We start from the raw sequence: 23,408 nt of genomic DNA, 5'->3' as shown, positions 1-23,408 counted from the left end.
CGGGAAATGACCGGTTCCGTAACAGTCACCGGCCGTCCCTTAGCGCCGAAAGCCCGAGCTCCTGTGATTTACATCTAGGAACCGGCTCTCGCGCCCGTCGTTCAATTCCCGACAAATGTTGAGGATTTTCTATGAATGACCGCGCGCGACAGATCTTCAAACCGGAATTCCGATTCGGCCTCGGTGGCGTTTCCCTCGGGAACGAGTTCAACAAGCATACCGATAAGGAAGCCGAGGCAACCCTTGAAGGCGCCTGGGCGATGGGCGTTCGATATTTCGATGTGGCGCCTTGGTATGGGTTCGGACTCTCCGAGCGTCGCTTCGGTCATTTTCTGCATAACCAGAAGCGCGAAGATTACATGCTCTCGTCGAAGGTCGGGAAGCTTTTCAAGGCGTCAAAGAACAACAAACATGCGGATATTTATCCGCTGTCAGATTCGCCCAATGACATCATTTTTGACTATACGGCGGACGGTGTGCGCCGCTCGATCGAAGACAGCCTGCAGCGCCTCGGCGTCGACAGCCTGGACGTGGCTTTCGTGCACGACATCTCGCCGGATTTCGCCTTCTTTCCGAACGGCTGGGAAGAACAGTACGAAATCGCCCGTAAAGGCGCGTTTCCGGCGCTCTCCAAAATGCGTGACGAGGGCATCATCCGCGCTTGGGGCATCGGCGTGAATACCCCGCTTCCCATCCTCAAAGTCATGGAAGATGCGGACCCTGACGTCTGCCTGTGCGCCCGCCAATACTCGTTGATCGATCACGCAAGTGCGGTGAACGAACTTTTCCCGGTCGTGCGAAAAAAGAACGTTTCGCTCGTCATCGGCTCCTCTCTCAACGCCGGCTTCATCTCAGGAAGTCCACGTTACAATTACGGAAAAGAGAACTTCAAGATTCCCGCAGCCGTCATCGAGAAGCGGGAGAAGCTCAGGACGATCGCCTCTCGGTATGGCGTGGACCTCCGAACTGCCGCACTTCAGTTTTCGGCGGCGGCCGACGTCGCGGTCGCTCTGGTCGTGGGGGCACGGAGCGCTCAACAGATCCAGGAGGACTGGAATTCGCTCCAAGCCAAGATCCCCTCGGATTTCTGGGGTGATCTCAAGCAACAAGGCCTCATCGAGAAAAGCGCCTCGCTCCCTGCTGCTTCGGAGGCTTGAGCATGAAGGTCGGCGATTTTGTGGTCGAACGGCTCCACGCTTGGGGCGTGCGCCGCATCTATGGCTATCCGGGCGACGGCATCAACGGTGTGATCGGCGCGCTGCAGCGCGCCGACAGCATTGAATTCATCCAGGTGCGGCACGAGGAGATGGCCGCCTTCATGGCGGTCGCGCACGCCAAGTTCACCGGTGAATTAGGGGTGTGCTTGTCGACCGGCGGCCCGGGAGCAACTCATCTCATCACGGGATTGTACGATGGTAAACTGGACCATGCTCCCGTTCTTGCTATCTGCGGGCAAGCTGAGGCAACCGTTCGAGGTGCCAGTTACCAGCAGGAACTTAACTTAGACCGGATGTTTGCGGACGTCGCTGGCTTCGTACAGGAAGCCTCGTCCCCTGCCCAGGTGCGGCACCTCCTTGACCGCAGCATCAGGGTCGCTAAGGCCGACAACACACCTTCCGTCATTATTTTGCCGAAAGATATTCAGGACGAGGAATACGAAGAGCCCGCGGTGGCGCACGGGTTTACGCGGTCTGGAGTGGGCTATTCCAAACCCAAGATCATTCCAGAGGATGCGGACCTATCCGAGGCGGCCGAGGTCCTGAATGCCGGCAAGAAGGTAGCCATTTTGGTCGGCGCGGGCGCTCGCGGCACCGCTCCTCAACTCATCGAAATGGCGACCTTGCTCGGCGCCGGCATTGCGAAGGCATTGCTGGGCAAGGATGTGTTGCCGGACGACCTGCCGTTCGTTACCGGCGCGATAGGCCTGCTCGGGACCGAGCCAAGCTGGGATCTCATGCAAGGCTGCGATACGCTACTGATGGTCGGCACGGGCTTTCCCTGGTCGGAGTTCTTACCCAAAGACGGGGCCGCACGCGCCGTCCAGATCGACATCAAAGCCTCGATGCTGTCGCTGCGGTATCCGGTCGACGTCAGCCTCCACGGCGATGCCGCAGCAACGCTTAAGGCGCTCCTGCCCCTAATCCAGCGCAAGGAGAACCGGGAATGGGCGAAGACGATCGAGACCAACATAACTGGGTGGTGGAAGAAGCTGGAAGGTCGGGCTAAGGCGGAAGCCAATCCCGTCAATCCGCAGCGCGTCGTTTGGGAAATGTCACCCTTGCTACCTGCTAACGCCATCGTGACCAGTGACAGCGGATCCTGCGCCAACTGGTATGCCCGCGATTTCCGGGTGCAGCAGGGCCAGGCTGCATCGCTTTCGGGAGGCTTGGCGTCGATGGGCGCAGCAGTCCCCTATGCCATCGGGGCCAAGTTCGCCCATCCGGACCGGCCGGTCATCGCACTTGTGGGCGATGGCGCAATGCAAATGAACAACATGGCCGAACTCATCACGGTCCAGAAGTACTGGAAGCGTTGGGCGGATCCGCGATGGATCGTATGTGTATTCAACAATCAGGACCTCAACGAAGTCACTTGGGAGCAGCGGGTCATGGAGGGAAACCCAAGATTCGAGGCTTCGCAGGATATCCCCGACTTTGCCTATGCCAAATTTGGCGAACTGCTCGGGCTCAGGGGGATCTTCGTTGATTCCCCGGGCCGCCTGGCATCCGCATGGCAGGAGGCCCTTTCGAGCGATCGCCCTGTCGTGCTGGAAGTGAAGACAGATTCTGAGGTGGCTCCGCTGCCGCCGCACGTCACGTTCAAGGAGGCCCTCTCCTTTATGTCTGCGATGGCTAAAGGAGACAGAGGCGCTGGCCGTGTCATCGGCGACACCGCAAGACAAGTTGTCGACGGACTATTCGGCAAGAGAGATTGAATTTGGGGCCCGCGGCGCTTCAACGCGTTGCGAACCTCCGCCGACGGCGGGTAGCTTACTTAATTTCCAACTTCGAAGGCGATGCGGTGTTCCGAATCAAAAGACACGGTGCACGCCCGAACACAGCTAAGGGCGGATCACACGTTGCGCTTTGGGATACCGCGCCTGCCGCATCAGCCTCAGCAAATGTACTATAACCCCGCGCTGCGCTTCGTACGAGGTTCGCTATTACTTCTGACAGGGGCGCGTTGGCGCACGTCGCCCTAGGTCCGAGTTGGACCACGTCAGGGCTCTCCTTCTAATAGGTTCAAGTACGCGCCCCGGAGCTCGCTCCCGCTTTCTTGTAGATGCTTTTTTAGATCCTCCATGCAAGCCCTGCGGACCGGGAAAACTTGGAACTTCTCAGTTCAGCGTATGTTGGGCCTTGCCACTACAGGAGGACGATATGAAAAAGACATTTCTTTTGCTGCTGACGGCTGCTTCGCTTCTGGCGGGTCCGTCGTTGGCGCAAAATCCGCCGGCGACCGATCGGCCCAACAACAATGCGGTCAACAGTTCCGGCCAGAACAATTCCAGCAAGCCGGTTGAAGGCGCCAACAGCTTCACCGAGGGCCAGGCCAAGTCGAAGATCGAGGACGCGGGCTACAGTAACGTCACATCACTGAAGAAGGACGACAACGGCGTTTGGCGCGGAAAGGCCAGCAAAGGCGGTGCCTCGACCAATGTCAGTCTGGATTTCCAGGGCAACGTGAACGCGGCCAAGTAACCTGGCGACCACCAGCGAAAATTAAGAGGGATTCAGCATGACCGTTACGATTTCACGTCTTTACGATAACTACTCCGATGCGCAGCGCGCGGTGACGAGCCTGGAGGCCGCGGGCGTGCCGCATTCGGATCTGAGCATCGTCGCGAACAATTCCGACAACTGGTACAGCACCGACAAGAAGGTCGATCGCGATCGCGATGGGGTGGACGATCGGGCGGAAGGCGCAGCCACGGGAGCGGGCGTCGGCGCAGGTCTTGGTGGCGCTGCCGGCTTGCTCGCGGGCCTTGGTTTGTTGGCTATCCCCGGCCTGGGTCCGGTCGTGGCGGCCGGATGGCTCGCATCGACCGCGCTCGGTGCCGTTGCCGGCGGCGCCACAGGCGGGGTCGTTGGGGCGCTGACGCAGGCCGGCGTATCCGATGAGGAAGCACCACTCTACGCTGAAGGTGTGAGGCGCGGCGGCACGCTGGTTTCAGCTCGTGTGCCGGATGCGGATCGGGCGCGATACGAAGCGATCCTGAATCGGTCCGCCGTCAACCTGCGCGACCGGAGCGCAGCCTGGCAGAAGGCAGGGTGGAAAAATTATGATCCATCCGCCCAGCCTTATGGCGCGGAGGAGGTCCGGAGAGAGCGCCAACTCTACGGCACCGGCCTGCGATGAATTACCCGGCGGCCCGCCAAGGCGGGTCGCCCTTTTCTTGCGTATGTTTGCCCATCGAACTCAGGAGCCGAAGATGAGTCGCTGAATGCCATCAATGACCGCCCTCTTGGGCATGCTCGCAATCGCCGGTTACCAAAATCGGGACAAGCTCGCCGACATGTTTCGCAACGCTACCTCCGGTCAGCCGGCGGGTGCCAAGGATTCCCTGAGCGGTATGCTCGGCAATCTTGGCGGCCTTGTGGGAGGCGGCGGCGTGAGTTCGCTGCTGAACGGCGGGATCGGCGAGTTGCTCGAGCACTTCAAGCAGAACGGACAGGGCGATGCGGCCCAATCCTGGATCAATCAAGGGCCAAACCGGGAAGTCACCCCGCCCGAACTCCAGCACGCTATCGGTCCGGACGTCCTTCAAAAACTGGAGCAGCAGACCGGCCTGTCGCAGCAGGAGATTCTCGACCGATTGTCTCGCGAGCTGCCGGCAGCGGTGGACAAATACACGCCTGACGGACGTCTTCCGGCTCCATCGGGATCGCAAGGCTAGGGGAGAGACATGAGCATCATCTGGACGATCATCATTGGCTTCGTCGCAGGCGTCATCGCGAAGTTCATCATGCCTGGCGACAACGAGCCCTCCGGCTTCATCCTGACCACGATCCTGGGAATAGTGGGAGCGTTCGTTGCGACCTATCTTGGCCAGTCACTAGGCTGGTATCGGCCCGGAGAAGGCGCAGGGCTGGTGGGGGCGGTCGTGGGCGCCATAATCGTGCTTTTTGTCTACGGTTTTGTGGCCGGTCGCAGTCGACGGGCTATCTAACCGCGGTGACCGGAAATTCTTCGCGTAAACGCGAGTATCCGTCCGGACGCGAAAGGCACAAACAGATGAAATGGATGCTCGTTGTTCTGGTAGGAGGCATGACACCGGTCAACACCGACCTCGTCTTCGACAAATTCGCCGGTTGCCTTGCCGCCGAGAAGCAGATGAGCACTACATCGACGCCTTCGAGGTCTGGGACCGATCGGCCGCGGCAAATATCGAGCGACGACGCGAATACTCAAAGATGCGCGACCTCCAGGCCAAACGCCTGCTTAGCAGCATCGGTACGTGCGTTCCTCATGCAGGCGGCGACACCATAGCGCCGCGGCAGCCGAGCAATTCGATGCCCTCTCAGCCTCCTCAAGCCGCACCCACGTCGCCACCAAGTCCGAAATCGTGACGTCTGAACGTTCGGAACATAGGGGTCGCAAACGAGTGTTGTAGCTGCCTTGAAAAGCTCTTCACCGCCGTTGCCGTCGGCAGGCGTAAGCTCCGGCGGCTTAGTGTACGTCGAGAGGCAGCCTGATAGGGAAACTTGCGCTCATAAGAACACGCCTAAATGCCGACTAGAACAGGCCTGCGGCCCTCACCACGGCGACAGAACTAAAGGCGAGAATGGGCGCTTACCGAGATCATGTCGGACGCTTTTGATTACTTCCGCGCCTATCCCGTCCGGGCTCTTTGCAAAGCCCGATCCATGTCGCGGGGCAGGATGAAGCATCTGCAGCTGGTGGCGGGCCGAATTTATAACCTCCTCAAGAAAGAGGCCGCTACACTCCTAACACACAGCACATTGAGGACTTCCGGACAGCGCAGAAACTTGAGGCATCTCTCGATCGTCGGCCCGATGACGGCCCACCCCCTCAATGTCACTTTGCTCCGGCGCCGCCGGGCGCGGAACGGGAGGCTTGGTTAAGTGCCTTCCCTCGACGCTCGCACTGTCGCAAATCTCTTGCGAGAATACGACAGGCTACTCAACGCCAGAACAGGTTCCGGGTTCGATGCTGCGCTTACCTCGATAAACACTTGCCGACCTGGCCCACCGGAGTCATTCACGCCAATCGGCGCCGGGGGGCCACGCTCGCGGTGCATTTGCTGTCATCGTGAGCCCTCGACGAAGGCGATCGGAGTGCCCTTTGCGACGCTCGCAGCAACCCGCTCCGCATCCCAGTTCGTCAGACGGACGCAGCCATGGGATTCCGCCTTCGAGACCTTGTCGGGCGAGGGTGTGCCATGAATGCCGTATCCTTCAGCGGTGAGGTTGATCCACACCGTTCCGACCGGATTGTTGGGGCCCGGCTTGATGGTGAAAGGTTTTCGGGATTGAACGCCCTTGAAGTGGTAGTCCGGATTGTAGCGATAGGTCGGATTTCGGTCGACCTCGGTCACATTCAGAGTGCCGGATGGCGACGGCTTCTCCTCGCTCCCGATCGTTGCTGGATAGAAGCCGATAAGCACGTTAGACTTGTCGAACAGCTTCACGGTCTGCCGACTCTTGTCGACCTCGACCCTGTCCGCCCTCGACGGCGCGCCGGCCTCTGCACTGCCAGTATCCACAACGATGATGACGTCGCCGGGGCGGTCGAAGCGCTGCCCGGGATTGAGCGCCGCCAGCAGTTGCTCGCTCATGTGGAATTTCTCGGCCAGTCCTTCTCGCGGACTGGTGAAACCCAGCTTCGGCAGGTCTTTCATTTCCTCCATCTTCGACGGGAGCTTGCTAAGAAAAGGTCCGGCGACATCCTGCTCGGTGATCGTGTAGTTCGCCGTGACCCGCCGATCGTCCGCGCGCAGTGCGTTCCAGACGTCCTCGGTCGGAACGTCCGAGCTCGGCAATTGCCGCGCCTCCGCGAAGGCGCGTAGGGCCTTCTTCGCGTTCTCGCCGAATCTGCCGTCGATCTCACCTGGCGAGAAGTGGGCCCGGTCGAGCAGGACTTGTAACCGAACCCCCGCCGGCGTCGGCTTCTCGTTCGACAAGATCTTCTTCGATGGTTCGGCGGCATCGATAGCAGCCGCGCCCATTTCGGCGCACCGCGCCGCCGGGCCGGCCATCACGGCCAGGAGGACAATGATGTGTTTCACCTTTCGAGGCCACATCGCCAAATCCTTTCATGGTATCGATGGCTGAGCACCTGGGCAAAGGTCCGTTTCCTTCACGCCGGGATCGGCGATCAAGCCTCGGTAGGCGCGCTCATACTCTCGCGCCATCCGGCTTGCGGAGAAGCGCGCTTCGAAGCGGGCGCGGACTACCCTCCGGTCGAGACGGCCAAGCTCGCCAACCGCCCTTACCGCCTGCTCCTCATTCTCCACGATGAAACCCGTCACGCCGTCCTCAACGACTTCCGGCACGGATCCGGATCGGTAGGCAATAACGGGCGTTCCGCATGCCATCGCCTCGATCATGACGAGACCGAACGGCTCAGGCCAATCGATCGGGAACAGGAGGGCCGCTGCGTCGGCGAGGAACGGCTGCTTCTTCGCATCGTCGACTTCCCCCACAAGCTGAACCATTCGACCATCGATGTGCGGCTCTAGCTTCTTCTTGAAGTATCCGGTCTCACCGCGCGGGATCTTTGCGGCGATGCGCAGTGGCTTGCCGGCCGCCCGCGCGATCCGGATTGCGTCCTCGGGACCTTTCTCCGCCGTGAGGCGACCAAGGAAAGCGAGATAGGATCCCTCATCGAAAGACGGGCGGAAGAGGTGCGAAGGCAGCCCGTGCTGGATCGTGGCGATCCAATTCGCCTCCGGAAGCGGCACGCGCTGGTGCTCGGATATCGAGACGAAGCCGGCGCCGGGAAACTCGCGCACCACGTCCGGCAGGCACGGGAGGTCTAGCCGACCATGCATCGTGGTCAGGAAGGGCACGCCGAGCCGGCTGAGCAGCGGAAGCGACAACCAATCGATGTGTGCGTGGATCACGTCGAAGTCTTTCGCGCGCCTGGCGATGGCCTCCAGCAGCACGGCACTGGCCGCATTGGGGTCCACGCCCTTCCGACCGAGGCGCAGCGCGCGTGGCCACACGGGATGGAGTTTGCCTTTCGTCCTGGAGTCGCCGCTCGCGAATAGTGTGACCTCGTGACCGAGCTCTACCAACTCGTCCACCAACCACGCCACGACCCGCTCGGTGCCGCCGTAGAGCTTTGGGGGAACGCTTTCGGCGAGGGGAGCAAGCTGAGCAATGCGCATCTTGCCGATCCTCTAGACTGGAAACATCAAAAGGAGGATCAGCATGATGGCAGCCGAAACGAGCTTGGAGATGATCAACAGCGTCCAGTCCGGCCTCGCGGTGCTTGCCACCAATTGCCTGACGAGCTTCTCCATAAGCCTCAACATTCGTCCTTGGGGAGACGGTTCAAGTAGGCCAGGCCGAACCCGGTCAGTTCTTCGACCTCGCTCACGCGCGCTTCCGATCTTCCTTGAAGGTGGCGCTGCAGCAGACAACGCCGGCTGTCCGCGGCATCCACGTCGCGATGCTTCGCGCGATAGAGGGACCAAACCGTATCCACGGCTCGCCGCCGCAGGGCTTCGTCGACCATGTTCCGGGTCCAACAAAATTGACATCGTGGGACGGCAACTCATCCCCCGAGCGGAGGTTTCCAGTTTTTCCCGAAAATCTTAAGCCCAGTGACGGAGATGGACCGTATCGAGGCCGTGACGGCTCACGGGACACCTGGAGTTCGCCATCGCCGTCCAAGCGCAATCCCATCGCTTCGAGCTCTAGTGCCCGAATGCTAAACATTGGCGATGCGAGTAAGATCGACGAGCAAGAGCAAGCCCTGCGCCGGATTACTTCCATACTTGCCGAGCGGCCGGAGAAGACCCTCGACCCAACAGCGCCTAATGGGATCCTCCAACCGACTTAAGTCATAGCAGTTCATACAAACGTACCGATCCCGCCCCCGCCGGGTTCTGTCAGGCGCGCGTTCATTGGACCCGCCGCACAACGGTCAAGGCTTCCGCATCGGTTGGTTTGCCGCCGACATCTGAGTATCCCCACCGGGTGAGCATAGGCTCCCCTCAGGCCGCAGCTCAGGCGCGTGGCGCATGTTTCCCCAACCGGGGGCTAAAGGCCGGAAACCTCCGAAGTCGCCGCGAGGAACTACCTTCAACCACTCCGATTAACTTTCGCGGAGAGGCTCATGAAACATGTTGTCGATGGCACGCCCCGCGGTCGCGCTGACCATAGTGGTTGGAGTATCGCCGCGGCGCTCGGCTTGTTGGCCGCGGCATTCCTGGTCGAGCGCTTTGCCCCTTTAGAGGACGAAATCCATCCGCCGCAGGCGGAGGCGAAGCGGGACACCTCCGCTGCCGTCCTGGCGGCAGAATGCGACGGTCGCGGCCGGAGCGCGACTTCTCCGTCGGAGATCCCGGCGAAAGGGTGGAAAGACATTCTTTGGCGTGTATACGGCAACATCGGCGAACATCGCATTCTCGCGCTGGCCGCCGGTATGACCTACTACAGCATACTCGCGATCTTTCCGGCGATCGCCGCTCTCGCCGCCATCTACGGGTTGTTTTCGGATCCAGGCAGCATCGCCAGGCACCTCGACGACGTGTCCGGCTTCATCCCGGGCGGTGCCGTCGACGTGGCACACGAACAACACATGCGCGTTGCCACCAAGGGAGATCGGACCCTGGGCTCTTCACATTCGCGATCGGGCTGGGAATCTCGCTGTGGAGCGCGAACGCCGCTATGAAGTCGCTGTTTGACACCTTAAACATAGTCTACTGCGAACAGGAGAAGCGCGGCTTTCTGAAATTGAATGCGATGTCCCTAGGCTTCACCGCCGCCGGGATCGCGTTTGTTATAGCGGCGCTGGGTGCGGTCGTCGTCGTTCCACTGCAGTACGTTGGCCTGTCGAACGCAGCCAAACTCCTGGTCCGGATTGGGCGCTGGCCGGCGCTCTTTGTCGTCCTCGCGCTCTCTCTCGCCTGTATCTACCGCTTCGGGCCAAGCCGCCAAGCGCCACGCTGGACGTGGATCACCTGGGGCAGCACGGGCGCGACCGTGCTCTGGCTCGTGGCTTCGGCGCTGTTCTCCTGGTACGCCGCCAACTTCGGCACGTTCAACCAGACCTACGGCTCGCTCAGCGCCGTCATCGGCTTCATGACGTGGCTCTGGATCTCAGCGATCGTGATCCTGCTCGGATGCGAACTTAACGCGGAGATAGAGCATCAGACCGCACGTGACACCACGACCGGCGCGCCTAAGCCGCTCGGCGCGCGGGGCGCGAAGATGGCGGACACGGTCGGCGCGGCCCGTGTGGACCGATAGACCAGCAGGAACCGCCCAAACATTCGGCGGTTCAGACTCCTGAGTGAATCGGAGTTCCGCGTGCGCATCCTTTTCGTCGAAGACGACCCTCTGATCCGAGAATTCATCGTCGAATCGCTACGCGAGGAAGGCTATGACGTCATCCACGCCTGCGACGGCGAAGAAGCGCTTGCGTGGTGCAAACGTACGGCGGCCGACGTTCTTGTCACCGATGTGAGGCTGCCCGGAAAGATCGACGGCTGGCAGATCGCCGAACACTGCCGTCAACATCATCCGGAGTTGCCGGTGATCTATGCGACGGGCTCTCTCCCGTGACGCCCCGACCGGTGCCGAACAGCCTCATGTTACGGAAGCCCTACCATCCGGAGCAGATTGTCGAAGCCGTGAGAGAGATGACGGCGGGTCGCTAACGTCTGCTAGTTTTTGCCGTTGCCGCGGTTGGTGACGCGGGCGTTGCCCAGTCCCGTCCCGATCGTCAGCACGCCCCACCGCTTCATGTCCTCGGATGCCGGTCGAGTAGTGGCGCAGCGAGCTCGTCGCGCTCTGCGTCGCGCGACGCAGGAACGGCGACCGACATCGAACGTTGAATAAGCTTCGAGGATGTCACGATACTCGAAGAGCAAAACTTAGGGCCCGCGCCCTCGTGGCGCCGGCCCCTTTTCCCGCCATCGCTCCTGCCGACGTTCGAAGAAGAGTGTCTCTTAAATATGGCGTGGCACGTCGCTCTAGTCGCCCATGGCCGCTCGCTCGAGCCGCGCTACGAAGGTATTGGTTCGATCTGTCATCAGTGTCTCCGTGTCGCAAGGCGGAACCGCCGAAGACCCTTCGGCGTTCCGTTGACATCATTGCGAGAGGAGAAATCGATTATGGGCTTCTTCACCAAAGACATCAAAACCATGGATGACCTTCTGATCCACGGTCTTCAGGACATCTACTACGCCGAGCAGCAAATCTTGAAAGCGCTGCCGAAGATGATCGAAAAGGCCACCAACCGCGACCTGGTTACCGGCCTCAAGAACCATCTGGAAGAGACCAATAAGCAGGTAGAGCGGCTCGAGAAGGCCTTCGCAAAGCTCGGCAAGGAGCCCAGCGGCACGAAGTGCCCGGCCATCGACGGCATCATCAAGGAAGCCGACGAGACCGCCGGCGAAATCCAAGACAAGGCGGTGCTGGACGCGGCCATCGTCGCCAACGCGCAGGCCGTCGAGCACTACGAGATGTGCCGCTACGGGACGTTGATCGCCTGGGCCGAAGAACTCGGCCATGACGAGATCGTGCGCTTCCTCACGACCAACCTGAACGAAGAGAAGGCGGCGAACACCAAGCTCAACACGGTCGCGCTGCGCAAGGGCGTCAACGCCAAGGCCTCCGACGCTGCCTGACGGCTGACCAACTTCAGAAGGGCCGGCTTCGCGTTAACGCGGGCCGGCCCTTTCGGCTGCGGGCGAGCTCCGACATGATCTCGCCTTGCGTCGCACGAACCAAGCCGCGACCGACACCGCCAGCCACGCCAGCGAGGCGCTCGCAAATGCGCCCGCGACGCTTCGTTCGACCAGTAGCCAGAACACTCCGGCGAACGCCAGCATCCCGAGCGCGCCGAGCGCCGCGCCGGCGGCGTCGAGCGCTGCGGCTTGTTGCCCTCGCCGCTTTCCGTCAAGTCCGGCCTCGCGCATGCGGCGGATCTCATGCTTCTCGATGAGAGTGGCGCTGGCGCAGAAGATCGCCGGTAGAGCAAGGAATAGGCCGCCGATCGAAGCCCCGTACCAACTGCTGACCAGGCCGGCGAGGACGGTCGCTGCGCCGCCCAGCGCGAAGCGGACCGCGTATTCGTGCCAGCGTCCTTCTCGCAGCGAGGACGGCGAGATTTCAATCGGCGCGCTCATGTCTGACCTCCCGCGGCCGCCCACAGGCCGAAGGCAGCTGCGAGCCACACGACGATCGACAGCAGCGTGGCCGGCAGCGCACGCATGCGCGCCCGGATCAAGAGCTGGCAGACGACCAAGCTGTAGATCCCGAGCGCGATCGCACCGGCCATCATCGAATGGGTTTGGACGGCTGCGTAGGATTCGCCGTGCTGATAGATCGCGATGCCTAGAGTGGCGAGCGCGACCGAGGGCGCGGCTCCGAACAGCCCGGCGAAGCTCTTCGGCCTGAGCACGTCTCCGAGCATCGCGAAGGCCGACACAACGGCGCCGCCTACCAGGAAGCGGACGACGTACTCGCTCATTTCGGTTTCTTCCATAGCTTTGAGAGCAGGCCTCCCGCGCCGTACACCGGATCCTTGCGCGGGACAGGCACCTTTGGAATCGTCTTCAGAGCTTTCGGACGGTCCTCGACCTGCGTGCACTCGTCGTAGGTGCCGACGCGCGGATAGGCGCCGACGACGAGGAAGTCCTCATCTGCGAACAGGCATTGGTGTCCCGTGCCCGCCGGCAGGATGGCGACATCGCCCGCCTTAAGCTTGAAGATCCGGCCTTTGCTTCCGCCGAAGCGTACACGTCCCCTACCCCGCGCGATGCCAAGCACCTCATGGATACGTGAATGGTAGTGAACGTAGTCGTAAATCCCGTCCCGCCAAGTTTCGCCCCAGCCGTTGGCCTCGAACAGGTCCTCCATGACGGCCGCCGGATCATGCCCGTCGCCGAGATCCACAGCGCCTCGGTAGATGACGAGAGGCCAGCGCGGATGGTTCGGGATGAGACCGTCGTCCTTGAAACGAGCCGTCTGAGGCTTTCTTGGCCGCGCTAGGTCAGGCGCCTCCTTCTTTCCGGGTCGGCGCAGACCGGTCGCGCGCTGCACGTATTCCTTCACGTCCTCAAGGATTGGCATTGTCATCCTCCTTCGGTGGCGACATCGGATAGCCGGTCCAGAGACGCAGTAACCGCTCCATGATGACTCCGAGCGCGAAGCCCGCGATCACGTCGCTCGCCCAGTGCGCCAGCACTATGACCCGCGTCAGGGAAAGGCCGACCGCCAAGGTACGGATTAGTCGCCGCAGCAGAGGCGGCAATGTGCCCGCAGCGGATGCCAGGGCGCCCATGTGGAGCGCGTGGCCGGACGGAAATGCGTCCTCGCGCTTGCCGGAAAACGAGACCCCGTGCAGATGACCGAGCACCGTCGTGCGATCCGGGCGGGTCTGGTCGAAAACCGATTTCATACCGTGAGGCGCCAGGGAGGCTGCGACTGTGACCAGGAGAGCGTGGTTGCCCACGCGCTGCAGCTGCTCCGATCTGCCCCTCGTCACGACCCAACCGGCGACGGCCAAAGCCAGGAGGATCTTTTCGTCGCCGCCCCACGTCAGGCCGCGCGAGACCCTCTCCGCGCAATGGTTGGTCTTACTCGCCACGGTCCGTGCAATGAGCACGTCAGGCTTGGTAGGTTTGACAGTGACCAGCGCCATCACGTCGATCCGTGACGGCGTCCGCGTAGTCGCGAACGCCTCGTTTGAATTGCCTTTGCCATCATAACGTCGGAGCAGGTTCCAAGTTCATCTGCCTGTCATGGAACCAATCGACCAGGCCAAGATTTGGAAAACGATGGGTACAGTCGGGAAGAAGCGGAAATCGCAATGGCTCGCATCTAGTGGAGCGCTGGTGCTCGCGACCGTTTTCCTCAGTTACCCGCTGATCGGCGGGAAGAATTCCGGCTCCGTCCACGCCAACTCCGGTGTGAGCACCGAGCAGGCCGCGGCCGATGTCGGCGCGAAAGTCCTTCCTACCGATCCTAAGCTCAAGATCGAGCCCAAGTAGCTACCGGCTTGTCGACCCTTGCCCCCTACGTCGGCGCACTTGCCGCCTTTCTCGCCTCCCTGTCCTACGTGCCGCAGGTCCGGAAGGCTTGGCCACGCGGATCCACGGACGACCTCTCTCTCGGCATGCTCACGGCACTCACGCTCGGCCTGACGCTCTGGATCGTCTACGGCGCCATTAAGGGAGTTTGGGTCATCGTCGGCTCCAACGTGGTCGGCGCCGCCCTCGCCGGTGCCGTCCTCGGCTGCAAGCTCCGCGACCTCAAGTGCCACTCGCACAAGCGAGGAACCAAGCCCTAGCAGGTCCGTTGGGGCTGGCTTTCGAGGATGCGAGCGATGTCAAAAAAGGACGAGCTCAGGTACGGGCCCGTGGGCGCCGAGGCGATCCACCTCTGCGTCGATATGCAGCGCATGTTCGCCGAGGACACGGATTGGAAGATGCCGTGGCTGCCCCGCGTCCTGCCGAACGTCGTGGCGATAACGGCCGCGCACCCGGCGCGCACGGTCTTCACCCGCTTCATTCCGGCGAGCGCTCCCGGCCACGGCGTCGGCATGTGGCGCCGCTACTATGAGCGCTGGAGCTCGATGACCATCGACGAGATCGGTTCCGACATGATCGATCTTGTACCGAATCTCGCCCGCTTCGTTCCACCTGCCCGCACTTTTGACAAGTACGTCTACTCGCCGTGGATCGGCAGCGACCTGCACGCGCAACTGCGCGCCGCCGGCGTCGACACCGTGATCGTCACGGGCGGCGAGACCGACGTCTGCGTGTTGGCGACCGTGCTGGGCGCGGTCGATTGGGGCTTTCGAGTCGTCCTCATGACCGACGCGATCTGCAGCTCCGCCGACGAGACCCACGACTCCATGATGACCATCTACGCGAACAGGTTCGGGCAGCAGGTGGAATGCGTGACGACGGAAACGCTCCTCGCCGCCTGGCCCGGCGGCACCCGCACGGGCCTTCTGCCATGAGCGAGTCCTATCTTGTGCAGATCCTGCTACCGAAGGAGACGGGCAAGGGAGAAAAGATCCCGAAGGATTGGTTCGACGGGCTTCTGAGAGAGCTGACCGACAAGTTCGGCGGCGCAACGAGCTTCATCCGAGCGCCCGGCGAAGGTCTGTGGCGAAGCGGCGGCGGCACCGAGCGCGACAATATCGCCGTCGTTGAGGTCACGACGGAGCTTCTCCTCCCGGACTACTGGCGCAAGCAGGTGCTGGATGCGGCTCTGATTGCGGCGGCCCAGGCCGTCGAACACTATGAAATCACCCGGTACGGCACACTGATCGCATGGGCCAAGATGCTCGGCCGCGATGATTGCGCCTCCGTCCTGCAGCAGAATCTCGATGAGGAGAAGGCGACGGACGAGAAGCTCAATACGATGGCGCTGCGCAGCGTGAACCGGAAAGCCGCCTAGTCCGTTGGCAGGATTGAAGTGGAGGGCCGCCCGGAAGGCGGCCCTTGTTTTGAGCAGGAAAGCATGAGCCTTGAAGTATTAAGGACATTGGCAGCCGCCATGACGATTATCGCTGCCGCCATGGTGGCGGCGAACTGGAACGCGCGCATCACCGTGTGCGGGTTCGCTCTCTTTATCGCCGCGTCTCTCGCATGGATCGCCGACGGGATAATGAACCGAAGAACTCGCTCATCATCCAGAACGCCGTTCTTCTTCTGATCAACGTACTGGCGTACGGCGCTGGCTACCGCGCGCCAGTAAGAAGCCGCCACATCTCAGCCTACGGATCACAGCCCTATAAAGGATCAGGCCTGCTTCCTGTCTGAAATACCGCCGCGCGAGCGCGGCTTCTCCGCCTCCGTCAAAGCGCCGATCGTCGTCTGCCCTTTCCTCGCGCAGGCGAGCATTTGTGCCCCGTGCCTGTCCGCCCATTCAGAGCCGTTTCTTTCTCCCGTTCGCCGGTTAGTTGACGGGGCGCGACCCCGGCCACTCGCGCCGTTCCTCGTCTCCGAGTGCGCGGCTTCATAAGCCGCCTTCTGCTTCGCGATCAGCTCGGCGCGCTGCGCCAAGCGACCTCCCGGTAGAGCAGCCAACCCGATTTGAACTTGCAGTCAACTTGAAGACAGCAACAATTCTCGGGCTCGACATGCCGCCAACGCTGCTGGGCCGCGCAGACGAGGTAATAGAATAACCGACTTCTGCTTCTGGCCGATTTTTTTGCAAAAGTCAGTTGAGATGAGACGGCAGGCGCGTGACCTGATCACCAGTCCGGCCTATGTGGTGATCAAGGCCGCGGACGAGTTCTCTCCCAGGCCGCAAAGATACATCGCGGCCGCCGTCGTGACACCCACCGTGGCATTCATGGCCGTGATTGTTAACAGATAGGCCGATATGTCCAACGAGCGCTCGGCGGCCGATTTAGGTTAGGCTTGAGGCGAGCACCGGTTCACAGCGTTCGCCGCCTTTGTGGCAGTAACTTGGAGATCGAGATGCGTGCTACAACTTCAAAGCTGTTGCTTATCACCATTCTGGCAAGTGGGGCCGGCGCCGCGTGGGGACAGTAGAGGGGAGGCGGAGCCTGCACGGTTGAATCCCTGAAGCTGGCGATCGAGCGATGTCTCGCGGAGCACTCGGCTCAATAATCAGGTGACGAGGTCACCAAAACTTTGGTTTGCCGACCATGCCAAACAGGCGAGAGGTCCGACATCTCGTATGTCGGGCCTCGTTTTCTTTGGAAGCACTATCTTTCAACTTGTAGTCACTACCGGAAAAAGGATCTTGTGCATCGTCTTCTAAAGGGTAACGAACACAGCGAACCGCGCGCGGGAAGGGATGAACATTGTTGCGCGCTAAGCTTGGAACTTCAAAACCTCTTGCTGGTTTTTCCCGGCATGGCGATGTTTTACTTTGATCTGCATGATAGCGACGGAGAGCTTCGTGACGACGAGGGGATCGACCGCCACGATTTGGCGACGGCGCGTCGTTTGGCAATCGAAGCACTGGGGCAGATCATCATCGATAATGGCTTCAAAGATCAGTACGGACTCAAGTCCGTCAAAATCCGCGACGCTCGCGGTGAAGTCTTACAAGTTTCCGCGAACGTGCGTGTCGCGCATTGAACGATGCCAACATTCGCGGCTCCGCGGAAGGGCGCAGGCCCGCCGAGTAAATCATCGCGCCTGATGATGGCGGGCTCCTATCAGATAAGGTTCTCTCCGCGCTGGAGCAGTTTCCCATAGGTGCCGCTTTCGTGCAGCTCGAACCGCGCACGCGCCGCGTCGTCAAAATCATCGACTAATTGGTCAAGGCGTCAAGGAAGAGCCGGGGCCCTGCGGAGCGTCACTCCCGCGCGGCCCTAGTCGTCAGAGCCGAATTGGCGCGACACCGCCGGCGGCCGCTCCGCCAAGCCGAGCCAGCGACGACTCAAATATTCGCCCGCCTTTGTCGTTCCCCTTGAGTCCTCGTGCCGGCCCCAGCTCAAATGAGGGATAAGCCGGGGCCTAGAGGTTACCTCGACGAGCCTCGAGGGCGTTGGGAAACTTGCAGCATGCATTACTTCTTGAGAATGCCGATGTCGGTGTTGCCCAAGCTCTTTATGGCGCGTTCGGCGGCGGGCGTATCCACCGCGTTGTCGTGGGAAGTTGGAGCCGGACTAACCGAGGAAGCATCCACGTCGCCGGTCGCTGCGTGGCTGAGCGCGTTGCCCACGTTGGGACTGGAGGAGCCCGCAGTGCCGCTTATGGTATGCCCGGTCGATAGGGTGCCGCCCGCATAACCTCTGGAGCCGGTGACCGCAGTTCCACTCGCCGCCGAGCCGCCATTGCTCGATCCACCTGTACTCTGGGCCAAGGCGAGCGAAGAGCCGCCAACGAGTAAGATCAAGGTAGCGGCGATGTGTTTCACAGATCGATCCTCTACTTGGATGACGGCTTAATGGGGTGCACCTCCGAAAGTTCCTAGGGGACCTCCCGCTCTCCAGGCCACCGCGTTGATGGTCGATCGCTCGCGGAAATCTTAGTGCGCCGGAGCCACGAGATGGCTTCGCTTGTACGGATAGCCCCGCACCGCCGAGCGATCCTTGCATCTCTTGTGAGGCAACTCAGACGTCGCAAATGCGGCAATGCCAGCTCGGGGTTGCCGGCCGACCGCCTCGACCGCGACCTCTATCTGGTGCTTGAAGATTTCGGCGCGCGCCGGTTGCGCGTGGCGCGAGACGGATCAGGCTGACACTGACCTTGAGGGCGCCCTGCAAAATCTACTATCATCGTCTTTTGCTTCGCGGTTTCCAGCCGCGACGCGGATGGCGTGCCTCGTGCTCCGTATAGCAAACCGAATTGCGTTCGCTTCCGCTGTTCGTGATCATCACCAGCATCGGCTGCCGGCGAAACTTGAAGCCGCGCTCCAAGATTTCCAGCACACCGCCGTCGGGATGTTCGTGGAGCTCGTCGACAAGGGCGAAGTGCGGACGCGGACCCGAGCCGTCGTCTCTCGCGACACCGGCCTGAAGAACGAATTCGTCTTCAGAAATGCGATGTTATGTTCCTTGCCTTCGCCGCCGCTGAATTGAGCTGCTGCTCGAGCGCCGGGGATTTCTTCAACCTCTTCACCGCATCAGCGAAGAGGATGCTGGCCTGCTCCTTTGTCGCACCGGCCGAGTAGACCTGCGCGCCTCGCCCGCCGCGGTCATGCCGCTGGCGAGCGGCGACTTGGCGTCATGCTCTCGGTTTCGCTGACGAACGTCGAATGTCTTGGGTATCTTGATTCAGCGCATAGCTATCCAATGCGGCAACTCCATTCAGTTGCCCAGGAGCGGAAAGGCCCAGTGACCACATCGCTTCTGTTGGACGCTAACCATGGCTGCTTCGTCCTTCATGCTCGTGCTGCTACTAGCTAGTAATCTTACGCAGTCTCTTGCCAGGACGCGGCTTGCGCCGACGGGTTCGCGGCGAGGCACCGGAAACGTGCGCGATCTCGTTGTGCGCTCCACCTGCATGGTCGAGGGCGAGCCTGATCATCTCCTTGTCCTGCACGGGCTGGCTTTGCCTTAGGAGTTGACCAACGAATGAGACCGTCAATCATAGCGACGTCACCAAGGACTCGGAGCCCGTGTAGAACCGCGCGTATCCAGGAAGCAGCGGCCGTTCACGCGCGAACCGCAGATCGCGCCTTACGCCCGACTATCGGTAGGTCGCGAGAAGGGCCCCGTAGTTGGAATTCTCGATCTCTGACCTTACGACGTGCTCGCGGCCAGCAATCACCGGGCAACCCTTCTTCTGGGTCGTCATGCTGTCTTCCCCTCCAAAACCTTCCTGACCAATTCCACGGCATCGCGCACGCCTAAACGGCGATAGACTTGAGCCCGATGGAATTCGACCGTGCGATGACCGATGCCAAGCCGGACGCCGATCTCCTTGTTCGATAGCTCTTCGGCGACGAGCTCGCAGACCTGCTTCTGTTTGCGCGTCAACGCCGTGACCGTCATTCTCCCCACCCACCTTTTGCGGCCAGCTCAAAACGGAGGAACGTTGACGCCTCAAGACAGTTGTCCAGATGGGAAGCCCCAGCGGAGGAAGTCCCATGAAGCCAATTCTGATCGAGAACGAATTGATGGCGGAACTGGAAAAGCGGTCGCGTATCCACGGCCTGCATCTGATCCGTCGAAAGGGCTGCGTCCCAAGCTGGGAACTGGGTGGCATGCGACCGAATGACATGGACGAACCGGCCGAGAAGAAGCTCCAGAGCACGGTCACTAAGATGCAGGACGAATTTGATATGGCCTAGTGAAGGCCATCCGGGAGGAGTGCAGTGCGGTGTTCAAAGCGTTCGTCTCCAAATCCGAGCTCGAGCGTATCGCGCTGCAAGAGATCCGGGGTTACGCGGGAGGAGAGAACGTCATTTCGGTGGAAGTCGAGCGAGATCCAGGCCCTGCCCCGCGGCATGGATTGGCGACTTCACGTCGCAGCATCCGAGAATGCCGATATACACCGCATTCATCAGGCTGCGCACACCACGACGCAACGCCTCAAGCGCCGATATGATCTTAGAGCAGATGATTAGCGGCAGCACTTGAACTTCCATCGCGCTTCCATCGGTCGCTTCTCCCTCGTCGCTTCCGAATTGCTTGCCGTCCGATCGGCGAACCCATGGAATGGGTGTGAAGCCTATTCGCGCTGGATGCTGGCCGGGACCTCACAACCGGGATATCCCGGCTCTCCGGCGGGGGGTACCAGACACGCGAATGCGCCGGCAGGCGCATTCCCGCACCGCGCACACATCACCGCGGAACGCGCCGATGAAGCACGAAGGACGACCCTACGCGAACCCGGAAGTGGCCGCGCGCAAACTCGTCGAGCTCGCAGCCAACGTCGAGGCCGTCCAGGATGGCCGCTTCTACATCGAGCGGATCAACGCGCCGTTCATGTTCAAGCTGAAGGGCAGTGGCAGCGAGTTCGGCGCCGGGCTCAAACACGCGATCGAGCGCGGCTGGTTGTGGAAGCACGAAAGCGGCACCTACGTAAAGCTGATGCCGCCTGGTGAAGATCTGCTGACTCGAGAATAAGATATTGGTCGGCCGCCAACTGAGGCGCCTTACTTTTTAGGCGGCTGCAGTGTGCCCTCTATCAAATCCTGGAGGTCTGCCAATTGCATCGGGTCAACGTCATCGCATCGGACACATTGAAGTTTGCGGACGCCGTTTGGCCCGATCAGCAGGTGCATGGGCTTATTGCATAGCGGGCAGCGGGGCGGGTCCGGAGCCATAGAAGTGCTCCTCGATCAGGCGGGAGCGCGACACTCTCAGTCACCGGCAAGTGCCCAGGACGGAACGATGATGAGGGAACTAAATTCCAGTTCCATTCGAGAGTCGAGTTAAATCGCGGAGGTCCGCGGTCCTGGCGGCTCGTTAAGTAAGCAGAGGCAGTCTTGGTTTCGGGACGGGGCCGTGGGGACATACGCGGCCTTGTGCTTGGGGTGAAGGCCGGCCAGCTTAGTCCCGGTGATTCTCGAGAAAGAGCGCCGGGCCTTTTATTTGCGCGGCTTGCACAATATTTTGGCGAGCCTACTAAGCGGTTGTTTGCTTCAGTGATACGGGTTCTTGGAGCGACACCTCATCCGCGAGCCTCGTGCCATCCATCCGCGAGCCCCTGCTTGGCTATGCCAGCAGGGGCTTTGCCTTTCGCATTGTCGCGGGCAACCCCTATGCCTCTTTTTACCTACAAGCTCATTGATACGCATTTCGTTTCGGACTTCGGAGCGCATGATTTGCCTAGCGAAACTGAAGCCCAAATAGAGGCCATCAAGCTCGCTCGTTCGTTACGCGAGACCCGACCCGAACTAGTGGGCAAAGGGTACTCCATCATTGTAATCGATGATGACGACGCCGCCATTTGCGTCATTCCGCTCGACGCTGCTTGGTGACGGTGGTACGCGCCACTTCTGTAATGGGCCCGATGATGTCAAGCCTCCCGAGTGAATGTCACGCCGCCGAGCTCATGCTTCTGTCCGTGGTCAACGCCTGGCCGCCACATCATGCTGTCAGAGAGAGCGGTAAGCCTATCTAGATACGCGTGGTCCATCAGAAGACGGCCACTGGGCGTGTAACGGCTTCACCGGATCCACCGTCCCGGCGACGGGACTTCGGGCACCAGGCTCAGTTCAGCCCGGTTGCATTCCAACTCTTCTCCTCGTGTTCTATGCTGCGATCGGGCCGCGTCGGTCCATCGGTAGGTTGTGCCGTCGACCCAGATTCGATGCAGGATCACTGCGAGCTTGCGTGCCAAGGCGACTTTTGCGCGCTTCGAGCCTCGCCGCTTGGCGACGTCCATCCCCCAGCGCTTAAGTTTGAGAATCGCGTGATGCGCGATAGCAGAACGTTGGCGGCTTCATACAACGCTGTGCGAACCGTTTCGTCGCCGGCCAGCGTGACCCCGCCTGTGACGTCCTTTTCTCCCGATTGGTACTTCTTTGGCGTGAGCCCGAACAGCGCGCCCGCTGCCTTCGATTTTACGATGCGATGAGGGTCATCAATCGCCGATTTGTAAGTAATTGCCACCAGGGGACCAACGCCTGGTACTGTCATCAGCCGGCGACAAACTACATTGTCACGCACAATTGCCAGCACAGTCTTGTGTAGCCTTCCGTACTCGACCTTCAAGGCCGATCGGGCCGAAAGCATCGCTGTGGCAATGCGCTCCAATGTCGCTTGCCCCGCAACCAACTCTCGGATCCGCGCTTCGAAATTCCTTCGCGTCACCGGGCCAACCTTCAGACCGAAGCCACGCAAAATCCCCCGGATACTTAATTCCACATCGATCAGCCGTCCGAGAAGCTGTTTGCGTGCGATCAGGAGTGCCCGGATCTCTTGAGCCCCTATCGACTTTGCGTGCACCGCGCGGAACCATCCCATCCGGATCAACTGGGCAATTCCGCGTGCATCCTTGCGATCCGTCTTCACTGTCATCGCCGACAATGCTGCCTTCACATGCCGTGTTTCCAGCAGAACCGTCTCGAATCCTGCTCTTTGCAGCCCCGCATGCAGCCATTGCGACAGTGGCCCAGCCTCCAGCCCGATCCGATTCACTGCAAAGCCAAGCGTCTCGAAAAATTCGACTAAGGCGTCGGGTTCGCTTGCGACCTTCGCCTCCTTCAGGATCTTACCCTGGGAATCCACAACGCATACGCTCGACAGTTCCAACGACACGTCAATTCCGGCATAATTCTCCACGGCTGTCCTCCGTCTCCAGATGCTTGGGGCCGACTCAAGTCGTGACCCGTTTCATCATCTATCGGGGGACAGCCACCATCATCCCCCCTTGCTCGGAGCCGGGCCCATTACGGCATCTAGGGGACCGCAACGTTCTCCATAGGTCTCTGGGATCAAATGTCCCGGCGGAAAATCTGGCCCCGCTCGGCCGCGAGCGCGAGCTCCGTCCATTCGCTCGCAAGCTTCAGCCAGCCTTCTCGATCGACCTGGTCGAGGCTCCGAGCCGCCTCCTCGCGACACGCCGTCGCCTCCTTGAAAAATTGCTGAGCGGAGGCGGCCATCTTATCGTAGTGTGACAACTTCCCGGGTAGCTTGGTCTTCATCGATGCCTCGGCGCATAACCATGCAACACAGACGGTTCGGAAAACCCGTGGAATTGCCACTTGTTCCCGCACCAATAAGTACGGCCAGCGCCTGCTCTTCCGAAAAGCGGCTGCGCTTCATGCTCTGGTCCTTGTCTTGGGCCAGAACGAACTTCAAGCTGGATTAAGCCCGCGGGG

The 23,408-nt window shown here is 60.9% G+C and carries 31 protein-coding genes and 2 pseudogenes; 20 read left to right on the top strand and 13 right to left on the bottom strand.

Annotated features, from left to right (window positions below):
• Positions 1–131 precede the first annotated feature (131 nt).
• From AB7535_RS40445 to AB7535_RS40420, 6 genes are all read left to right on the top strand, one after another.
• The gene (locus AB7535_RS40445) at positions 132–1,157 is read left to right on the top strand and encodes an aldo/keto reductase (RefSeq protein WP_259258616.1); all 1,026 of its coding nucleotides are present in this window, start codon (positions 132–134) and stop codon (positions 1,155–1,157) included.
• On the top strand, positions 1,154–2,935 hold the full coding sequence (locus tag AB7535_RS40440) for a thiamine pyrophosphate-requiring protein (protein ID WP_354134909.1): 1,782 nt from the start codon (positions 1,154–1,156) through the stop codon (positions 2,933–2,935). The genes AB7535_RS40445 and AB7535_RS40440 overlap by 4 nt, the downstream gene beginning before the upstream one ends.
• A 445-nt stretch (positions 2,936–3,380) precedes the next feature.
• Positions 3,381–3,701: a hypothetical protein gene (locus AB7535_RS40435; protein ID WP_354134908.1), complete on the top strand. Its 321-nt coding sequence runs from the start codon at positions 3,381–3,383 to the stop codon at positions 3,699–3,701.
• A gap of 37 nt (positions 3,702–3,738) precedes the next feature.
• On the top strand, positions 3,739–4,359 hold the full coding sequence (locus AB7535_RS40430) for a general stress protein (protein WP_038953428.1): 621 nt from the start codon (positions 3,739–3,741) through the stop codon (positions 4,357–4,359).
• Positions 4,360–4,444: 85 nt separating this feature from the next.
• On the top strand, positions 4,445–4,897 hold the full coding sequence (locus AB7535_RS40425) for a YidB family protein (RefSeq protein ID WP_439037693.1): 453 nt from the start codon (positions 4,445–4,447) through the stop codon (positions 4,895–4,897).
• Positions 4,898–4,906: 9 nt separating this feature from the next.
• Complete coding sequence (locus AB7535_RS40420) at positions 4,907–5,170, top strand: GlsB/YeaQ/YmgE family stress response membrane protein (RefSeq protein WP_063983383.1); 264 nt, start codon at positions 4,907–4,909, stop codon at positions 5,168–5,170.
• 1,098 nt (positions 5,171–6,268) lie between these two features.
• Here the strand turns inward: AB7535_RS40420 and AB7535_RS40415 are convergent.
• The 4 genes from AB7535_RS40415 to AB7535_RS40400 are packed head-to-tail and all read right to left on the bottom strand — an operon-like array spanning position 6,269 to position 8,703.
• Complete coding sequence (locus tag AB7535_RS40415; RefSeq protein ID WP_439034335.1) at positions 6,269–7,264, bottom strand: L,D-transpeptidase family protein; 996 nt, start codon at positions 7,262–7,264, stop codon at positions 6,269–6,271.
• Positions 7,265–7,276: 12 nt separating this feature from the next.
• Positions 7,277–8,353, bottom strand: coding sequence for a glycosyltransferase family 4 protein (locus tag AB7535_RS40410; RefSeq protein WP_354134906.1), 1,077 nt, complete (start codon positions 8,351–8,353; stop codon positions 7,277–7,279).
• Positions 8,354–8,365: 12 nt separating this feature from the next.
• On the bottom strand, positions 8,366–8,500 hold the full coding sequence (locus AB7535_RS40405) for a hypothetical protein (RefSeq protein ID WP_256376410.1): 135 nt from the start codon (positions 8,498–8,500) through the stop codon (positions 8,366–8,368).
• Entirely contained in the window at positions 8,494–8,703 is a 210-nt protein-coding gene (locus AB7535_RS40400) for a hypothetical protein (RefSeq protein ID WP_439037692.1), read from the bottom strand. The genes AB7535_RS40405 and AB7535_RS40400 overlap by 7 nt, the downstream gene beginning before the upstream one ends.
• Positions 8,704–9,306: 603 nt before the next feature.
• On the opposite strand from AB7535_RS40400, the gene AB7535_RS40395 reads away from it, so the two are divergent.
• From AB7535_RS40395 to AB7535_RS40380, 4 genes are all read left to right on the top strand, one after another.
• A complete protein-coding gene (locus AB7535_RS40395; protein WP_439034334.1) occupies positions 9,307–9,864 on the top strand; it encodes a YihY/virulence factor BrkB family protein in 558 nt (185 codons plus the stop codon).
• Positions 9,861–10,442, top strand: coding sequence for a YihY/virulence factor BrkB family protein (locus tag AB7535_RS40390; protein ID WP_370152519.1), 582 nt, complete (start codon positions 9,861–9,863; stop codon positions 10,440–10,442). Before AB7535_RS40395 ends, AB7535_RS40390 begins: the two co-directional genes overlap by 4 nt.
• A 60-nt stretch (positions 10,443–10,502) precedes the next feature.
• Positions 10,503–10,757 (top strand): response regulator transcription factor, encoded by a 255-nt coding sequence (locus AB7535_RS40385; RefSeq protein ID WP_439037691.1) that lies wholly within the window; start codon positions 10,503–10,505, stop codon positions 10,755–10,757.
• 551 nt (positions 10,758–11,308) lie between these two features.
• Positions 11,309–11,824 carry a YciE/YciF ferroxidase family protein gene (locus AB7535_RS40380; protein WP_439037690.1) on the top strand — a complete coding sequence of 172 codons (516 nt, stop codon included), beginning with the start codon at positions 11,309–11,311 and terminating at the stop codon, positions 11,822–11,824.
• Between the two features lie 33 nt (positions 11,825–11,857).
• Here AB7535_RS40380 and AB7535_RS40375 read toward each other — a convergent pair whose 3' ends face one another.
• Genes AB7535_RS40375 through AB7535_RS40360 form a run of 4 tightly spaced genes read right to left on the bottom strand, consistent with a single transcriptional unit; the run spans position 11,858 to position 13,842 of the window.
• Positions 11,858–12,325, bottom strand: coding sequence for a DUF3147 family protein (locus tag AB7535_RS40375; RefSeq protein ID WP_354134904.1), 468 nt, complete (start codon positions 12,323–12,325; stop codon positions 11,858–11,860).
• Positions 12,322–12,669, bottom strand: coding sequence for a DUF3147 family protein (locus tag AB7535_RS40370; protein ID WP_063983390.1), 348 nt, complete (start codon positions 12,667–12,669; stop codon positions 12,322–12,324). The genes AB7535_RS40375 and AB7535_RS40370 overlap by 4 nt, the downstream gene beginning before the upstream one ends.
• On the bottom strand, positions 12,666–13,271 hold the full coding sequence (locus tag AB7535_RS40365) for a cupin domain-containing protein (RefSeq protein WP_085401472.1): 606 nt from the start codon (positions 13,269–13,271) through the stop codon (positions 12,666–12,668). The genes AB7535_RS40370 and AB7535_RS40365 overlap by 4 nt, the downstream gene beginning before the upstream one ends.
• A complete protein-coding gene (locus AB7535_RS40360; RefSeq protein ID WP_354134903.1) occupies positions 13,258–13,842 on the bottom strand; it encodes a phosphatase PAP2 family protein in 585 nt (194 codons plus the stop codon). The genes AB7535_RS40365 and AB7535_RS40360 overlap by 14 nt, the downstream gene beginning before the upstream one ends.
• A 193-nt stretch (positions 13,843–14,035) precedes the next feature.
• On the opposite strand from AB7535_RS40360, the gene AB7535_RS40355 reads away from it, so the two are divergent.
• The 6 genes from AB7535_RS40355 (at position 14,036) to AB7535_RS40330 (ending at position 17,266) form a co-directional block, all read left to right on the top strand.
• Positions 14,036–14,191: a hypothetical protein gene (locus AB7535_RS40355; RefSeq protein WP_161495837.1), complete on the top strand. Its 156-nt coding sequence runs from the start codon at positions 14,036–14,038 to the stop codon at positions 14,189–14,191.
• Between the two features lie 8 nt (positions 14,192–14,199).
• Entirely contained in the window at positions 14,200–14,490 is a 291-nt protein-coding gene (locus tag AB7535_RS40350; protein ID WP_354134902.1) for a SemiSWEET family sugar transporter, read from the top strand.
• Positions 14,491–14,526: 36 nt separating this feature from the next.
• Positions 14,527–15,165 (top strand): cysteine hydrolase family protein, encoded by a 639-nt coding sequence (locus AB7535_RS40345; RefSeq protein WP_063983395.1) that lies wholly within the window; start codon positions 14,527–14,529, stop codon positions 15,163–15,165.
• A complete protein-coding gene (locus tag AB7535_RS40340) occupies positions 15,162–15,608 on the top strand; it encodes a YciE/YciF ferroxidase family protein (protein ID WP_439034332.1) in 447 nt (148 codons plus the stop codon). The genes AB7535_RS40345 and AB7535_RS40340 overlap by 4 nt, the downstream gene beginning before the upstream one ends.
• A gap of 63 nt (positions 15,609–15,671) precedes the next feature.
• Positions 15,672–15,866: a hypothetical protein gene (locus tag AB7535_RS40335; RefSeq protein WP_144030747.1), complete on the top strand. Its 195-nt coding sequence runs from the start codon at positions 15,672–15,674 to the stop codon at positions 15,864–15,866.
• Between the two features lie 1,136 nt (positions 15,867–17,002).
• Positions 17,003–17,266 carry a DUF6894 family protein gene (locus AB7535_RS40330; RefSeq protein ID WP_439034331.1) on the top strand — a complete coding sequence of 88 codons (264 nt, stop codon included), beginning with the start codon at positions 17,003–17,005 and terminating at the stop codon, positions 17,264–17,266.
• Positions 17,267–17,699: 433 nt separating this feature from the next.
• Here the strand turns inward: AB7535_RS40330 and AB7535_RS40325 are convergent, their stop codons facing one another.
• Positions 17,700–18,050, bottom strand: coding sequence for a hypothetical protein (locus AB7535_RS40325; protein WP_439037689.1), 351 nt, complete (start codon positions 18,048–18,050; stop codon positions 17,700–17,702).
• A gap of 186 nt (positions 18,051–18,236) precedes the next feature.
• Between AB7535_RS40325 and AB7535_RS40320 the strand changes: the two are divergent.
• A pseudogene (locus AB7535_RS40320) lies at positions 18,237–18,423 on the top strand (hypothetical protein); the annotation flags it as partial.
• Between the two features lie 1,005 nt (positions 18,424–19,428).
• On the opposite strand, the gene AB7535_RS40315 reads toward AB7535_RS40320, so the two are convergent.
• Positions 19,429–19,629, bottom strand: a complete 201-nt coding sequence (locus AB7535_RS40315) for a helix-turn-helix transcriptional regulator (protein WP_354134898.1) — start codon at positions 19,627–19,629, stop codon at positions 19,429–19,431.
• 95 nt (positions 19,630–19,724) lie between these two features.
• Here AB7535_RS40315 and AB7535_RS40310 point away from each other — a divergent pair, with 95 nt between their 5' ends.
• Positions 19,725–19,928: a hypothetical protein gene (locus AB7535_RS40310; protein ID WP_354134897.1), complete on the top strand. Its 204-nt coding sequence runs from the start codon at positions 19,725–19,727 to the stop codon at positions 19,926–19,928.
• 111 nt (positions 19,929–20,039) lie between these two features.
• On the opposite strand, the gene AB7535_RS40305 is transcribed toward AB7535_RS40310, so the two are convergent.
• Positions 20,040–20,225, bottom strand: a complete 186-nt coding sequence (locus AB7535_RS40305; RefSeq protein ID WP_439037688.1) for a hypothetical protein — start codon at positions 20,223–20,225, stop codon at positions 20,040–20,042.
• Between the two features lie 214 nt (positions 20,226–20,439).
• Here AB7535_RS40305 and AB7535_RS40300 point away from each other — a divergent pair, with 214 nt between their 5' ends.
• Both AB7535_RS40300 and AB7535_RS40295 read left to right on the top strand, forming a co-directional pair.
• A complete protein-coding gene (locus tag AB7535_RS40300; RefSeq protein ID WP_354134895.1) occupies positions 20,440–20,706 on the top strand; it encodes a hypothetical protein in 267 nt (88 codons plus the stop codon).
• 638 nt (positions 20,707–21,344) lie between these two features.
• On the top strand, positions 21,345–21,563 hold the full coding sequence (locus tag AB7535_RS40295; protein WP_439037687.1) for a DUF6894 family protein: 219 nt from the start codon (positions 21,345–21,347) through the stop codon (positions 21,561–21,563).
• 299 nt (positions 21,564–21,862) lie between these two features.
• Here the strand turns inward: AB7535_RS40295 and AB7535_RS40290 are convergent.
• Positions 21,863–22,869, bottom strand: a pseudogene (locus AB7535_RS40290) (IS110 family transposase); the annotation flags it as partial.
• A 152-nt stretch (positions 22,870–23,021) separates the two neighbouring features.
• Complete coding sequence (locus AB7535_RS40285) at positions 23,022–23,231, bottom strand: hypothetical protein (RefSeq protein WP_354134894.1); 210 nt, start codon at positions 23,229–23,231, stop codon at positions 23,022–23,024.
• Between the last annotated feature and the right edge of the window lie 177 nt (positions 23,232–23,408).

The organism is Bradyrhizobium sp. 956_D2_N1_4 (assembly GCF_052076025.1).
Taxonomy (GTDB): Bacteria; Pseudomonadota; Alphaproteobacteria; order Rhizobiales; family Xanthobacteraceae; genus Bradyrhizobium; species Bradyrhizobium barranii.
The sequence above is the reverse complement of the archived record's forward strand: the minus strand, read 5'-3'. Positions and strand labels throughout refer to the sequence as shown.